We start from the raw sequence: 12,374 nt of genomic DNA, 5'->3' as shown, positions 1-12,374 counted from the left end.
CATACCCTCCGGCTTGCCGATCGTCTCCCGGGGGCATGCTGCGGCAGGCCTATGCCCTACTCTGCCCTCCCTCCGTCGGTAAGCCGCTCGACGGCATCCAGCACGAGCCGGTAATACGCCGGCGAATGCGGAACCAGCCTCTCCGGCGTCACGCGCTGCACGGCAGGCAAGAGCTGTCCCTTGGCGTCCACTGCGGCACCGCTCAGCTCCGCCGTCAAGGGCAGCCCTTCGACCAGCCGGCGGAAGACGGGCAGCGGCATGCGGTACAAGCCGGTCACTTCATCCTCCTGCAGCCGGTACGATTCCAGCGGACGGCTCAGCGGGAGCACGAACACGTGGCAGAACTCCCGGTCCATCCGGCCGCCGGGCAGCTCATCCTCTTCCGCGAATATTCCGCAGGAAATAAGCCGGTCGAAGGGTACTTCGACGCCAAGCTCTTCCTGCAGCTCCCGCACGCCGTCTTCCACGCTCTCACCGGCCAGCAGATGACCTGCGCACGAGATATCCAGCAGCCCCGGGAACGTGTCCTTGCCGGGATGCCGTTCTTGAAAGAGAATACTCCCCTCCCCTGCCGGTTCCGCCGCATCCCAGATCCAGCATTGAAACGTACGGTGCCACCATCCCTTCGCATGGACCTCCTCCCGGGAGGCCGTCCCGATAGGCTGCATGTCCTTATCATAGATGTCGAATTGTTCTTCTTGTACGCCCACGGCGTATCCCTCCGGTTATTCGCTGCAGCGAACGCGTCATCTTCATGCGTTGTCACCGCTGCAGGTCTGTAGTATGATGAGTGGTAAAGTTTTCGCGCTGCCCAGCATCTCGCGCTGCGGTGTGCAGCCGCGGCAGCGCAGCAAGCCCAAAGGAGCCAGTGATCATGAGTGTCCATGAAGCCATTACCAAGCATACCCGCAAGCAGAACGCCCACCTGGAGCAGTTCCTGAAGCTCGAGGAGCGGCGCGAGCAGGCCATCGACGAGGCCGTCCGGCTGTGCGCCGAAGGCAGGCCGTTCAGCGTGGAGACGATCAACGCCATTACCGGCGAGATCAATGCCCATGCCACGCAGGGCATCTCCCCGACACGTGTGTATGTCACGCCGGCGATGATCGAGGACTTCGTCCGCCGTTCGAAGTAATCCTGCAGCGCCTGGCTGCAAACGAAGCGTCTTTGGCGCAGCCAGGACCGCCGGCCGGATGCCCTTGAGAGGCCCTAGCCGGGTTACACGCTTTCAGGCGGCAGCCGCCTTTTCTTCTGCGGCCCCCTGTGAGGGACAGCGCCTCCTGACTGTTCGTTTATCTCGGAAGTCAGTTAAGGGGATCTATGGATTACTCCAATAGTTTACATAACATATACTATGTTCTCTTCTTTTGCTCTTTCCCTTTACTCCGGTTGACGCCATTCAAGGATCCATGCTCCTCGGCATAATCCCGCGCCTTCCTCAGAATCTCAAGCTCGAGCTCCAGATCGGCTTCCCGCTGTTCTTTCTCCCGAACCTGGTTCTCCAGTTCTTTCAGCTTCCGATCCTGTTCCATTTCCCGATCCCTGCCTTCCCCCATGCTGCATGCATACCTCCCTTCCGAATCCATTATTCCAGCAACCGCCGCTGCTGTCCACTCCGGTCAGGAAACACAAAAACGGCGAAGCCCCGATCGGAAGCTTCGCCATGCCTGCCGGCCGGCCCGTTATCCCGGGCAGAGCTTCGGTCACCAGAACCCGAGCCTGGCCCTCTTCCCTGCCTATCTTGTTTCCCGGTGGAGCGTGATCCGATTGAGACGCGGGCAGTACTTCTTTATCTCCAGCCGCCCGGGCGGCAGCACGGCATCCGGGCCGGCGCACGAGCACCCTCCGGGAAGGCTCGACGGACCGGCCGCCTCTCCTTCATTCGGCGGGGTACAGACCCTCACGCTCACCGTTCCCCAGGGGCATCCCCTGACCAGCAAGCAGGTGGAACAGTTCCTCGCCCTGTGGGGCTGCAGGCTTCTCCGGGCGAAGGGCTATCTGACCCTTCAGCCTGTTCGATCCCTGGTCCTCTTCCACTCTTCATGAATCCCGTGCACCCGCTTCCACAGCTCCTCCCGCTCCAGAGGGCTGTATTGCACGAGATGCTCCCCGAACACATCTCCGAGAACCTCGAGCCACTGTTCCCTGGTGCGAAGCTCCGTCTTCGCCACACCCGTGCTGTCATGCCGGATCCAGATACAGCCGCGCACCTCATTCGAGCCTTCCGCGTGCCTGTGCCGGACCAGGAATAAGTTGATCCACGGTGATTCCGGCGAGGTGGAGTAGAATTCGTGCTTGGGGACGAATACGGAGAGGTCCTTCTCTTCTTCGGGGGCCACATCCACTCCGGTGAAGGAGGCGAAAGGATCGTGCTCCAGCCTCCAGCCCCCCTCGGCCACGCCGGAATCCGTTACCCGGTAACGGAGCGGTCCCTGCGGGTATTCGCCGCTTCGGAGCGGGAGCGGCTCAAAGGGCATATCCCCCAGTCCGGCGTCCACGATCCAGCGCGGCTCCTCTTCATCCGGCAGAGTAACCGTCAGGCCGAGGTGGAAGGAGTTGATGCGCGGCTCCTGACCCAGGGGCTGAACGCCGGCCCGGTGGCAGGATACCCGGTACCCGAGCGAGCGGAGCAGCGCCTGGAAGGCGCCGTTGAGGTGAAAGCAGTAGCCGCTGCGGCCGGTGGTCAGGAGCCTGACCGATGAAGCGGGGTCAATGGGAGCCGGACGGCCCGCAACGATATCGACGGTCTGCCATGGGATCTTCTCCACATGGGCTTTGTGAAGCTCTCTCAGATAAGACAGGCTTGGCGGCTGGACCTCCGGGATCCCGAGCCGGGCCAGGTAAGATTGAATCTCGCTGCCGGTGAGCATCAGCATGGAATGCTTTTCCCTCCTCACCTGCCGAATCTCCGCCACTCCAAGCGGGATAGGCAGGAATTTTCCTCCATTTTATCACAAACCTTCCTGACTATGACCATCTGCTGCCAATCTTCATCGAAGTCTCACGTCTTCCTCAGAAAAACATCATAAATCAGGCTCGTCTACATACCTATCCTTATGGCAGGTGGAATCCTTGCCGCTTACTCTGTAGAATAAGGGGGGTGAGGTGAGATGGAGATGTCCGAAACAAGGGCGCTGAACACCGAGACGGAGCTGTTCGCCGCCTCGCTCTTCCAGCTCCGCGTCTCGGTATGGGAGCGGACGGCCGACGACATTCCGGTGCGGGTCGAAGACGGGGGCATCATCGAACGGTTCACACCGGGCAGCGTAACGATTAACGGGGTCATCTATTCGCGCGAGGAGTGCGAGTTCCGGGTGCGTGTGGGCGGGTTGTCCTCGCTGGAGGATCACTGATCTGTCCGGCCCCCCGCGCAGCTGCAATGAATCGGGAAAAAGCAGAAGAAGGCCGGGGACCGGCACCGCTTCTGCTTTTTTGGGCTGTTTATTTAACGGCCTTCATCCTAAACCGGGAGGCGCTGGTTCGGATTCCACGGACAGTCCCGTACCGCTCCACATACTGCCTGAGCCTCTCTTCATCGCCGTCCTGCTTTCCGAAATCCGGGATGATCGGCGTATGCAGCAGCAGGAAGAGCAGGGTCCTCATACCGCTCGTAATATTCGGCGGCATCCCACTCCTCCCATTCGATCTCCCGGAATCCGGCCGCGCTCAGTTCCCGTTCATACCTGCGCAGCAGGGTTCCCGGCTCGATCCCCGCACTCTGTCCGCGGCCGAAGAAGGCCTTAAGCCCGTTCTTGTCCCCCTCGCCCACCTGCTGGGTAACGAACACGCCGCCAGGGGCAAGCACCCGGTACGTCTCTTCCGCCGAGAACGGCGCATGCCGGCACGTGATCAGGTCGAAGAACGCCTCCGGGAAGACCAGCTCCTCCGCAGCCATCTGCAGGAATCGCACCCCCGGTCTCGGAACCCGGGCGAGATGGGCCTTCGCGCTGTCGATCATCCCGGCGGACCGGTCGATGCCGACCAGCAGCCGCACCCTATCTGCTGCCTGCAGCGCCGCTTCGCCCCCGCCGGTTCCGATGTCCAGCATGAGGCTCTCCGGACGCATCCAGCAGGAAGCCTCCGCGTAGAAGTCCGGCCTCGCTCCTTCGGTCAGACACCGGACCCGGCTGAAATCCCAGCCGTTCAGCCGCCCTACCCGGTCATACAATTTCATATCGTTAACATCTTGGTTTGTCATTATTCTATCCGTCCTTCCATGGTTGTGAATGCAACAAAGAGCCAAGAGCCTGATCTGCGCCTGCTTCGCAGAGTTCCGGGCGCCTCAGATCGGCATCCGACAACCTGCAAAGCAAACGCTGCAAGCACCTTGGCTCCTCTCTCGGATGACTTCAGTCCGATACCGGTCCCGGCGCCTGTTCGAAGCTGTCGTTCTCGCTGCGGCCCGGGAGGCAGACTCCCCCCTTGGCGGCTGGCACGCGTGTTACCCAGCCCGAAAACCAGCTACCTCGAACATGGCGGAAGATCATCCGTTTCACCTCGTCATGGAAAAGTTATCCTGATTATACAAGGCGCCCCCTTGTTATGCAACCGTCATCCGTTGTCTGCAGAGCTTATTTGCTCACCGGGTGCAGGTCCCCATCCGGTGCGGCGGGAACGTCCGGAGCCGCTGTCCGGTGATACCCCTTCAGATAATACATGCCGGACATCAGCACCAGGAACAGCGGACCGACGACCAGAGCGATGCGTGTCTCCGGGAAGTAGGCCATCAGGCAGACGACGAAGAACAGGAATGCCAGACAGAGATAGGAGGCGGCCGGGAACAGAGGCATCCGGTAAGTAAGCCCCGCCAGCTCCTGCTTCGGCAGACGACGGCGGAACCCGATCTGCGAGATGAGGATCATCGCCCATGTCCAGATCGCCCCGAAGGTCGAGATGCTGGTCACCCAGACGAACACCTTTTCCGGGACGATGTAATTGAGCACGACGCCGATGAGCAGAGCCCCCGCCGAAGCGAGGATGGCGAAGCCCGGCACACCGCTGCCGGTCAGCCGGCCGAAGCGGGAAGGCGCTTCTCCCTGGCGCGCCAGATTGAAGAGCATGCGCCCTGTACTGAAGATGCCGCTGTTGCACGAGGACAAGGCTGCTGTGAGTACGACGAAGTTGATAATGCCGGCAGCCGCCCCGATGCCGAGCTTCCCGAACATGAGCACGAACGGACTGCCCTGCTGTCCGATTTCATTCCACGGATAGATCGACATGATGACGAACAGCGCGCCGACGTAGAAGATGAGTATGCGCCAGAAGACCGAATCGATCGCCTTGGCCAGCGTCCTGCGCGGGTTCTGCACCTCGCCTGCCGTAACACCGATCATCTCGATGCCGAGATAAGCGAAGAACACCATCTGCAGGGACATGAGGACTCCGCTGACCCCGTTCGGGAAAAAGCCCCCGTGCGACCACAGATTGCTGATGCCCACGGCCGCTCCACCGTTACCGAAGCCGAAGAGGATGAGGCCGAAGCCCGTGACGATCATGAAGAGAATCGTCACGATCTTGATCAGCGCGAACCAGAATTCGAACTCTCCGTAAGCCTTGACGGCTATGAGATTCACTGCCGACATGATGACCAGCGCACCCAGGGCCCAGATCCAGCGCGGAGTGCCCGGGAACCAGTACTCCATGTAGATGCCCACAGCCGTGATCTCCGCCATGCATGTGACGATCCAGAGGAACCAGTAATTCCAGCCGGTGAGATAGCCGAACACCGGCGAGATATATTCCCTCGCATACCTGGAGAATGAACCGGCGACCGGCTGGTGGATCGCCATCTCCCCCAGGGCCCGCATAATGAAGAACATGACCAGGCCCGCCATGGCATAGGCCAGCAGAATGCCCGGCCCCGCCAGCTTGATGACCGAAGCGGAGCCGAGGAACAGCCCCACACCGATCGCCGCCCCCAGCGACATCAGTGTGATGTGACGCTGCTCGAGCCCTCGGTGCAGCTCTGTTGGTTGTTGATTTTTCATCGAACCTTCCCTCCTAATCAGTTGCCAGCTATGTATTATTGTAAGCGGTTACTTCTGTTCGATAGGATATTACCACAGGGAGTGCTTCTCCTCTTTGTGACAGAACCCGAACTTGCGGGCCGCCTTTTGTGGAAAATCACGAATCCTCTCCAGGAAAAGATGTGCAGATCGCCGAAATCCACTATAATACTAGAGTAATTTCCGTCTAATTCTACATACAAAGGTTGCTTGAATCCGTATGCCCATGCCTTCTGACGAACTATGGTACCAGCGGAGCTTCGACTCCCTGGAAGAACTGGCGGATGCCATCAGCGAAGTGCTCCGCTGCCCGGTGACCATTGAAGACGCGAGCTTCCGGCTGCTCGCTTACAGCTCCCATACCCCGAGCACGGACCCGGCGCGGATCGCCACGATCATCTCCCGCAGGGTGCCCGACCACGTGATCGCTTCCCTGTGGAAGGAAGGGGTGCTCACCCGCCTGATGGAAAGCGATGAACCTGTCCGCATCCCCGGCATTGCCGAGGTGGGCCTCGGCCCCCGGGTGGCCGTGTCGATCCGCCGCAGCGGCACTGTGCTGGGTCATATCTGGGTGATCGAGGAGAACCGTTCGCTGACAGAGGAGGATCTGGAGCAGCTGCTGCTCGGCGTCAGTGCGGCCCGAACGAAGCTGCTGCAGCATCAGACCCAGCGCCGCAAGGAGCAGGAGAGCCTGCAGGACTTCTTCTGGCAGCTGCTCACCGGGCATCTGCGCTCGCACGCTGCCGCCGCGGAGAAGGCAGCACGCCTGCAGGTGAGCCTCCCCGCCTCCTTCGCCACGGCCATCCTGCAGTTCGGGCGCGAGCTGCCCGAGAAGCTGGCCGGCGAGATCCCCTACCTGCTGTCCGCCGCGGGTCGGATCCGTTTCCCGCTGTTCGCCCTGCACCGCGACCAGCTTATTCTTCTCGCCGAATGCCGGGACGCACGTTCCCTGCGTGACCTGGAGGAGTCCCTGGCCCAGCTGGGCCGCCTGCTTCTCGAGCGCAGCCCTTTGGAATCCTGCGTCGCGGGCGCCGGGCTCGTGTATGAGGACTACAGCCTGCTCGAGCAAAGCTACCGGGAGGCGCAGACCGTCCTCGGGCTGCGGGCCCGTTTTCCGGAGGAAACCTCCCATAGGGTGCTGTACCGGGACCTCGGCTTTTACCGCTGGCTGCCCCTCTTCCACGAGCACAACGAGGCCGGCCGCTATGCGAACCCGAGCCTCGAGAAGCTGCGGGCGTATGACCGGGAGCATCACGGGTCGCTGATCGACACGCTCGAGACGTATCTCTCCTGCGACAGCAACCTGAAGGAAGCGGCCGAACGGCTTCACATCCATGCGAACTCCCTCGCCTACCGGCTGAAGCGGATCACCGAGATCGGCGGGATCGACCTCGCCAGCATGGACCAGAAGGTTACCCTCTACCTGGATCTCAAGACCGAGAAGCTTAAGTCTCCCAGACTGTGACAGCTTTGTGTACAAAACACAAACATGACTTTTCAAATTCTCCGATCTCCACAATGCGGCGCTTGCGGTTCCCTACTATACTGACCTTAAGTTCAACCCCACCCCTTAAGGAGGCCGCAAGCCATGATCATCGGAGTTCCCAAAGAAATCAAGAATAACGAAAACCGCGTCGCTATGACCCCAGCCGGGGTGCTCGCCTTCGTGAAGGAAGGACATGCCGTACTGATCGAGCAGGGAGCGGGACTTGGCAGCTCCTTCACCGATGAGGATTACCTCTCGGCCGGAGCTGAGATCGTTGCCACCGCCGCCGAAGCCTGGAACCGCGCCGAGATGGTCATGAAGGTCAAGGAGCCGCTGCCGCAGGAGTACGGCTGCTTCCGCGAAGGCCTCGTCCTCTTCACCTATCTGCATCTGGCTGCCGAGCCGGCCCTGGCCCGCGCGCTCACCGAGAAGAAGGTCACGGCGATCGCGTACGAGACCGTCGAGGCGGGCCGCACGCTGCCGCTGCTCACCCCGATGAGCGAGGTGGCCGGCCGGATGTCCGCACAGATCGGCGCCCAGTTCCTGGAGAAGTCCAAGGGCGGACAGGGCATTCTGCTCGGCGGCGTACCGGGCGTCAAGCCGGCGAAGGTGACGATCATCGGCGGCGGTGTGGTCGGCACGAATGCCGCCAAGATCGCAAGCGGCCTCGGCGCCGACGTCACGATCATGGACCTGAGTCCGGAGCGGCTGCGGCAGCTCAGCGATATGTTCGGTTCGTCCGTGAAGACGCTGGTCTCGAATCCTTATACCATCGCTGAAGAAGTGGCGGCGAGCGACCTGGTCATCGGCGCCGTTCTCATCCCGGGCGCGCGGGCGCCGAAGCTTGTCACCGCCGACATGGTGAAGAAGATGAAGGCCGGTTCCGTCATCGTGGACGTCGCCATCGACCAGGGCGGGATTGTCGAGACGGCCGACCGCATCACGACGCATGATGAGCCGACCTACGTGAAGCACGGCGTGCTGCACTATGCCGTCGCCAACATGCCGGGCGCCGTGCCCCGCACTTCGACTCTCGCCCTGACGAACGTGACCGTCCCTTATGCGCTGCAGATCGCGAGGCTTGGCGTATTCGGCGCGATCAAGAACAGCCGGGCGCTGCTTCTCGGGGTTAATACGGCCGCAGGCAGCGTAACGTACGAAGCGGTGGCGAAGGACCTAGGCTATGCGTATGTGCCGGTGGAGAAAGCGCTGGAGCGCGAGCTCGCCGCGGTTTGAGCCCCCCGATTTGACCTACGGATAAATAATGACATGAAATATCCGATGAAGCAACTCATACTCATATAGAAACCACCCGGAAGCCCCCAAACCTAAGGTCTGGGGGCCTCCGGGTTCAATGCTGCAGAGGAGGCACAATCATCATGACGCTGGGGTTCCGTGACACCTGGGCCGATATCTCGCTGGATGCGATCGAACACAATACAAGGACAACCAAAGCGATGCTCGCTCCCTCCTGCCGGTTCATGGCCGTCGTGAAGGCGGACGGCTACGGCCACGGCGCCGCCGAGACGGCCGAAGCCGCCCTGCGGGGAGGCGCGGACCACCTGGCCGTCGCCTTCGTGGATGAAGCGCTGCACCTTCGCCGCTCCGGGATCACCGCCCCGGTCCTGGTGCTGGGCTATACCCCGCCCCACGCCGTAGAGCCCGCCGTCCGCGCCGGGGTAAGCCTCACCGTCTTCACCGAAGACGTGCTGGCCGAGGCCATCGCCTGTACCGATAGGCTGGCGATGCCTCTGCGCGTCCACTTCAAGGCGGACACCGGCATGACGCGCGTCGGGGTCACTACGCCGGAGGAGCTCGTGCGGCTCGTCCGGCTTGCCGCCGCCTCGCGCTATGTGCAGACGGAAGGGCTGTTCACGCATTTTGCCTGTGCGGACGGCCCGGACGACCGCTATACCCGCGAGCAGTTCGCCGCCTTCGAGGCATACCGCGCAACCCTGCGGCAGAACGGCCTCCACGTGCCGCTGCACCACTGCTGCAACTCGGCCGCCACGCTGCGCTACCCGGAGCTGCATCTGGATCTGATCCGCTTCGGCATCTCCCTCTACGGGCTGCTGCCCTCGGAGGAGTGCCGCCCGGAGGGCCGGCACCTGCAGCCGGCGATGTCGCTGCGCACCCGCATCGTCTCGCTGCGCCGCATTCCGCCGGGCTGCACCGTCAGCTACGGCGGCACGTTCATCGCGCAGCGCGGGACGCTGATCGCCACGCTGCCGGTCGGCTACGCCGACGGCCTCTCGCGGCGCCTCTCCGGACGGGGCAGCGCGCTGGTCCGCGGCCGGCGCGCGCCTATCGCCGGGCGCGTCTGCATGGACCAGACGATGCTCGACGTGACGGATGTGCCCGGCGCCGCGGTCGGCGACGAAGTGACGCTCTTCGGCAGCTCTGGAGGCAGCGATCTGCCCGTGGACGAAGTCGCGGAGCTGATGGATACGATCTCCTACGAGACCGTCTGCCTTATCGGCAAGCGGGTGCCCCGGGTCTACACCCGCGGCGGGCAGGTTGTGAAGACGCAGAACGGGCTGCTGTGAGACACAGCGGCCCATTCTGCACAAGAAAGATCCCCATACCGAAGTAAGGGGATTAGAAGGGTGCTATCTTTTTTCGTCTACAAGAATACCGGCCATCTGCCAGAGCTTCGCGAGAAAATCAAGCCGCTTTTCCGACGGCACCTCGCGGATCAATTCGCCTGAATCCTTATCCAGGACTTTGACCATGATTTGCTTGGTCTGTTCATGAACGGAGAATTGCAGTGCGGTGTGCTTCCCCTCCGCAGCCTTGATGGCCCGCTCCAGGGACCTGGCCACCTGCTCGTCGCTCATCGAGATTTCTTCTCCCCGAGCCGCCGCCTGTTTCATCTCCTCGGCGGAATGAAGCGGCGCCTGCGGCTTCGAATCCGTCACTCCGTTCATCACTTTAGTGAGGGGAGTAACGGCTGCGGGGCCCGCTCCGGCAGCGCCTGAGATCGGCATATCCATACCATCCACCTCCCTCCGCCTGCCTACTATGTTATCGGCGAACCGGCGCTCGAAGATAAGAACAGGGAAGGAAAAAGTGAACGGGGAACTTTAGGAGCCAAAGGGGCTATCGGCGCAATGCAAAAAAAGACCCGGCTGCGCGGCATATCTGCCGCCATACCAAAAGAACGCACACGGCGCCGTGTGCGTTCTTTGCTGCGAGTTCCCCTCAGGCAGCCCTCGCCGGATTTACTTGCCGCCTCCGCCGGGGGCGCAGTAACCGTCGGGCCCGCAGGCGCCGCCGCCTTCTCCGCCGCCGACCACCTGCAGCGGAGACGCTTCGCTCCACGCCTTGTTCAGCGTGTCGAGGAACACACTGCTCGGCTGGGCGCCGGAGACCGCGTATTTGCGGTCGATCACGAAGAACGGCACGCCCCGGACGCCCAGCTGCGACGCCTCCTCCTCATCCGCACGCACATGATCCGCAAACTCGCCGCTGCGGAGTACGGCAGCGGCCGCTGCGGCATCCAGCCCCACCTCGGCAGCCAGGGAAGCGAGCACTTCATGATCTCCCAGGTGCTTGCCGTCTGTGAAGTAGGCACGGAACAGCCGTTCCGCCAGTTCATTGCCCTTCCCATGCTCCGCGGCATAGTGGGTCAGCCGGTGGGCGTCGAAGGTGTTGGTGAGCACGATCCCCTCGAAGTTGAACGCAAGACCGGCCGCTTGTGCCGAAGCTCCTACCCGCTGGTTGTTGGCGATCGCCTGCTCGCGGCTCATGCCGTATTTGATCGCGAGCATGTCATGCACGTCATAGTTCACGTCCCGCTCGGACTGCGGATCCAGCTCGAAGCTGCGGAAGATCACTTCGATTTGTTCCCGGTGCGGGAACTGCTCCAGCGCTTCCTCAAAATGCCGCTTGCCGATATAGCAGAACGGGCACATGAAATCCGACCAGATTTCGACCTTCATCTTACACACTTCCCTTCAGAATGTCCTCGACCGCGGTACGCAGAGGAGTCAGTTCACCGATCAGGTTCCTTAAGTCCCCCGAGGTGCGGGAGGTCTCCCCTTCCGCGACGGCCTGGTTGATTCCGGCCACCAATTGAACGACCGGCTCCGGAAGACCGGCGGAGCGTAGCATATTCGCCTGCTCCTCGTAAGACACCGCCTGGTGCACGAACGGCTTGCCGGTGATCCCGGCGATCAGCGAGGCGAGCTCGTCGTAGCTCCAGGCCGTGTCGGATACGAGATTGTACGTCTTGTTCTCATGCCCTTCGCCCGTCAGCACGGCGGCAGCAGCGGCCGCGAGATCCGAGCGGAACGCCGTGTTGAGCCGGCCGCTGCCCGTGTTGGTCACAAGAGCGCCGTGCGGAAGCGATGCGGCCAGGCCCGGATTGACGAACACTTCGGTATAGAGCGAGTTGCGGAGGAACGTATACGGGAGGTTCGTTGTCCGGATCATATGCTCCGTCGCCAGGTGCACGTGCCGGAGCGGGATGACCGATTCTTCGGCATACGCAAAAGAGGTATAGAAAAGATGCCCGACGCCCGCGTCTCTGGCCGCCTTCACTACGTTGGCATGCTGCACGATGCGCAGCGTGTCATCGGTGTCAGGGCTCGAGATGAAAAGCAGCTTGTCCGCGCCGGCAAAGGCCTTCTCCAGCGAGGCAGGGTCCGCATAGTCGCCATGGCGCACCTCCACGCCGAGGGCCGTAAGCGAAGAAGCTTTTTCCACATGACGGACAACCGCTGTAATCTGATCGCCCGGCACGGTCCGGAGAAGATGCTGAATGACGAGACTGCCTAGGGCGCCGGTAGCGCCGGTAACCAAGATAGACATCTGGATAACTTCCTTTCGGAATGGGATAAATTAGATATTCTCAAGACACCACCTGCAGAAGGTAATGCCCTTAA

General features: G+C 61.9%; 15 protein-coding genes. 6 read left to right on the top strand and 9 right to left on the bottom strand.

The genetic code is table 11. The features are described 5' to 3' along the window. Window positions 1-56 precede the first annotated feature (56 nt). On the bottom strand, window positions 57-710 hold the full coding sequence (locus PM3016_RS17365; RefSeq protein ID WP_014370318.1) for an NUDIX hydrolase: 654 nt from the start codon (window positions 708-710) through the stop codon (window positions 57-59). A gap of 164 nt (window positions 711-874) precedes the next feature. Here PM3016_RS17365 and PM3016_RS17360 point away from each other — a divergent pair, with 164 nt between their 5' ends. After that, the gene (locus tag PM3016_RS17360) at window positions 875-1,132 is read left to right on the top strand and encodes a YpbS family protein (protein WP_014370317.1); all 258 of its coding nucleotides are present in this window, start codon (window positions 875-877) and stop codon (window positions 1,130-1,132) included. Window positions 1,133-1,349: 217 nt separating this feature from the next. Here the strand turns inward: PM3016_RS17360 and PM3016_RS17355 are convergent, their stop codons facing one another. Both PM3016_RS17355 and rpmG read right to left on the bottom strand, forming a co-directional pair. Continuing rightward, window positions 1,350-1,529: a hypothetical protein gene (locus PM3016_RS17355; RefSeq protein WP_236628717.1), complete on the bottom strand. Its 180-nt coding sequence runs from the start codon at window positions 1,527-1,529 to the stop codon at window positions 1,350-1,352. Window positions 1,530-1,733: 204 nt separating this feature from the next. Next, window positions 1,734-1,790 (bottom strand): 50S ribosomal protein L33, encoded by a 57-nt coding sequence (rpmG, locus tag PM3016_RS41405; RefSeq protein ID WP_420798970.1) that lies wholly within the window; start codon window positions 1,788-1,790, stop codon window positions 1,734-1,736. Between rpmG and PM3016_RS39745 the strand changes: the two genes are divergently transcribed. Further along, entirely contained in the window at window positions 1,765-2,043 is a 279-nt protein-coding gene (locus tag PM3016_RS39745) for a hypothetical protein (RefSeq protein WP_238540533.1), read from the top strand. The genes rpmG and PM3016_RS39745 overlap by 26 nt on opposite strands. On the opposite strand, the gene PM3016_RS17350 is transcribed toward PM3016_RS39745, so the two are convergent. Beyond that, window positions 2,004-2,873: an arylamine N-acetyltransferase family protein gene (locus PM3016_RS17350; RefSeq protein ID WP_014370316.1), complete on the bottom strand. Its 870-nt coding sequence runs from the start codon at window positions 2,871-2,873 to the stop codon at window positions 2,004-2,006. The two genes, PM3016_RS39745 and PM3016_RS17350, sit on opposite strands and share 40 nt — an antisense overlap. Before the next feature lie 234 nt (window positions 2,874-3,107). Between PM3016_RS17350 and PM3016_RS17345 the strand changes: the two genes are divergently transcribed. Next, on the top strand, window positions 3,108-3,350 hold the full coding sequence (locus PM3016_RS17345) for a hypothetical protein (protein WP_014370315.1): 243 nt from the start codon (window positions 3,108-3,110) through the stop codon (window positions 3,348-3,350). 179 nt (window positions 3,351-3,529) lie between these two features. Here PM3016_RS17345 and PM3016_RS17340 read toward each other — a convergent pair whose 3' ends face one another. Next, on the bottom strand, window positions 3,530-4,195 hold the full coding sequence (locus PM3016_RS17340) for a class I SAM-dependent methyltransferase (protein ID WP_014370314.1): 666 nt from the start codon (window positions 4,193-4,195) through the stop codon (window positions 3,530-3,532). A 373-nt stretch (window positions 4,196-4,568) separates the two neighbouring features. Next, window positions 4,569-5,984 (bottom strand): amino acid permease, encoded by a 1,416-nt coding sequence (locus PM3016_RS17335; RefSeq protein ID WP_014370313.1) that lies wholly within the window; start codon window positions 5,982-5,984, stop codon window positions 4,569-4,571. A 238-nt stretch (window positions 5,985-6,222) separates the two neighbouring features. Between PM3016_RS17335 and PM3016_RS17330 the strand changes: the two genes are divergently transcribed. The 3 genes from PM3016_RS17330 (at window position 6,223) to alr (ending at window position 10,034) form a co-directional block, all read left to right on the top strand. After that, window positions 6,223-7,467 carry a PucR family transcriptional regulator gene (locus tag PM3016_RS17330; protein WP_014370312.1) on the top strand — a complete coding sequence of 415 codons (1,245 nt, stop codon included), beginning with the start codon at window positions 6,223-6,225 and terminating at the stop codon, window positions 7,465-7,467. Between the two features lie 123 nt (window positions 7,468-7,590). After that, the gene (gene ald, locus PM3016_RS17325; protein WP_014370311.1) at window positions 7,591-8,724 is read left to right on the top strand and encodes an alanine dehydrogenase; all 1,134 of its coding nucleotides are present in this window, start codon (window positions 7,591-7,593) and stop codon (window positions 8,722-8,724) included. Window positions 8,725-8,867: 143 nt separating this feature from the next. Further along, a complete protein-coding gene (gene alr, locus PM3016_RS17320) occupies window positions 8,868-10,034 on the top strand; it encodes an alanine racemase (protein ID WP_014370310.1) in 1,167 nt (388 codons plus the stop codon). A gap of 63 nt (window positions 10,035-10,097) precedes the next feature. Here alr and PM3016_RS17315 read toward each other — a convergent pair whose 3' ends face one another. The 3 genes from PM3016_RS17315 to PM3016_RS17305 all read right to left on the bottom strand — a co-directional run bounded on the left by PM3016_RS17315 (window position 10,098) and on the right by PM3016_RS17305 (window position 12,300). Then, on the bottom strand, window positions 10,098-10,481 hold the full coding sequence (locus PM3016_RS17315) for a flagellar protein FlaG (protein ID WP_014370309.1): 384 nt from the start codon (window positions 10,479-10,481) through the stop codon (window positions 10,098-10,100). A gap of 228 nt (window positions 10,482-10,709) precedes the next feature. Continuing rightward, entirely contained in the window at window positions 10,710-11,429 is a 720-nt protein-coding gene (locus PM3016_RS17310) for a DsbA family oxidoreductase (protein ID WP_014370308.1), read from the bottom strand. A 1-nt stretch (window position 11,430) separates the two neighbouring features. Continuing rightward, window positions 11,431-12,300: an SDR family oxidoreductase gene (locus PM3016_RS17305; protein WP_014370307.1), complete on the bottom strand. Its 870-nt coding sequence runs from the start codon at window positions 12,298-12,300 to the stop codon at window positions 11,431-11,433. Between the last annotated feature and the right edge of the window lie 74 nt (window positions 12,301-12,374).

Source organism: Paenibacillus mucilaginosus 3016 (assembly GCF_000250655.1).
Lineage (GTDB): Bacteria > Bacillota > Bacilli > Paenibacillales > NBRC-103111 > Paenibacillus_G > Paenibacillus_G mucilaginosus.
This window is presented reverse-complemented; position numbering and strand designations above follow the sequence as displayed.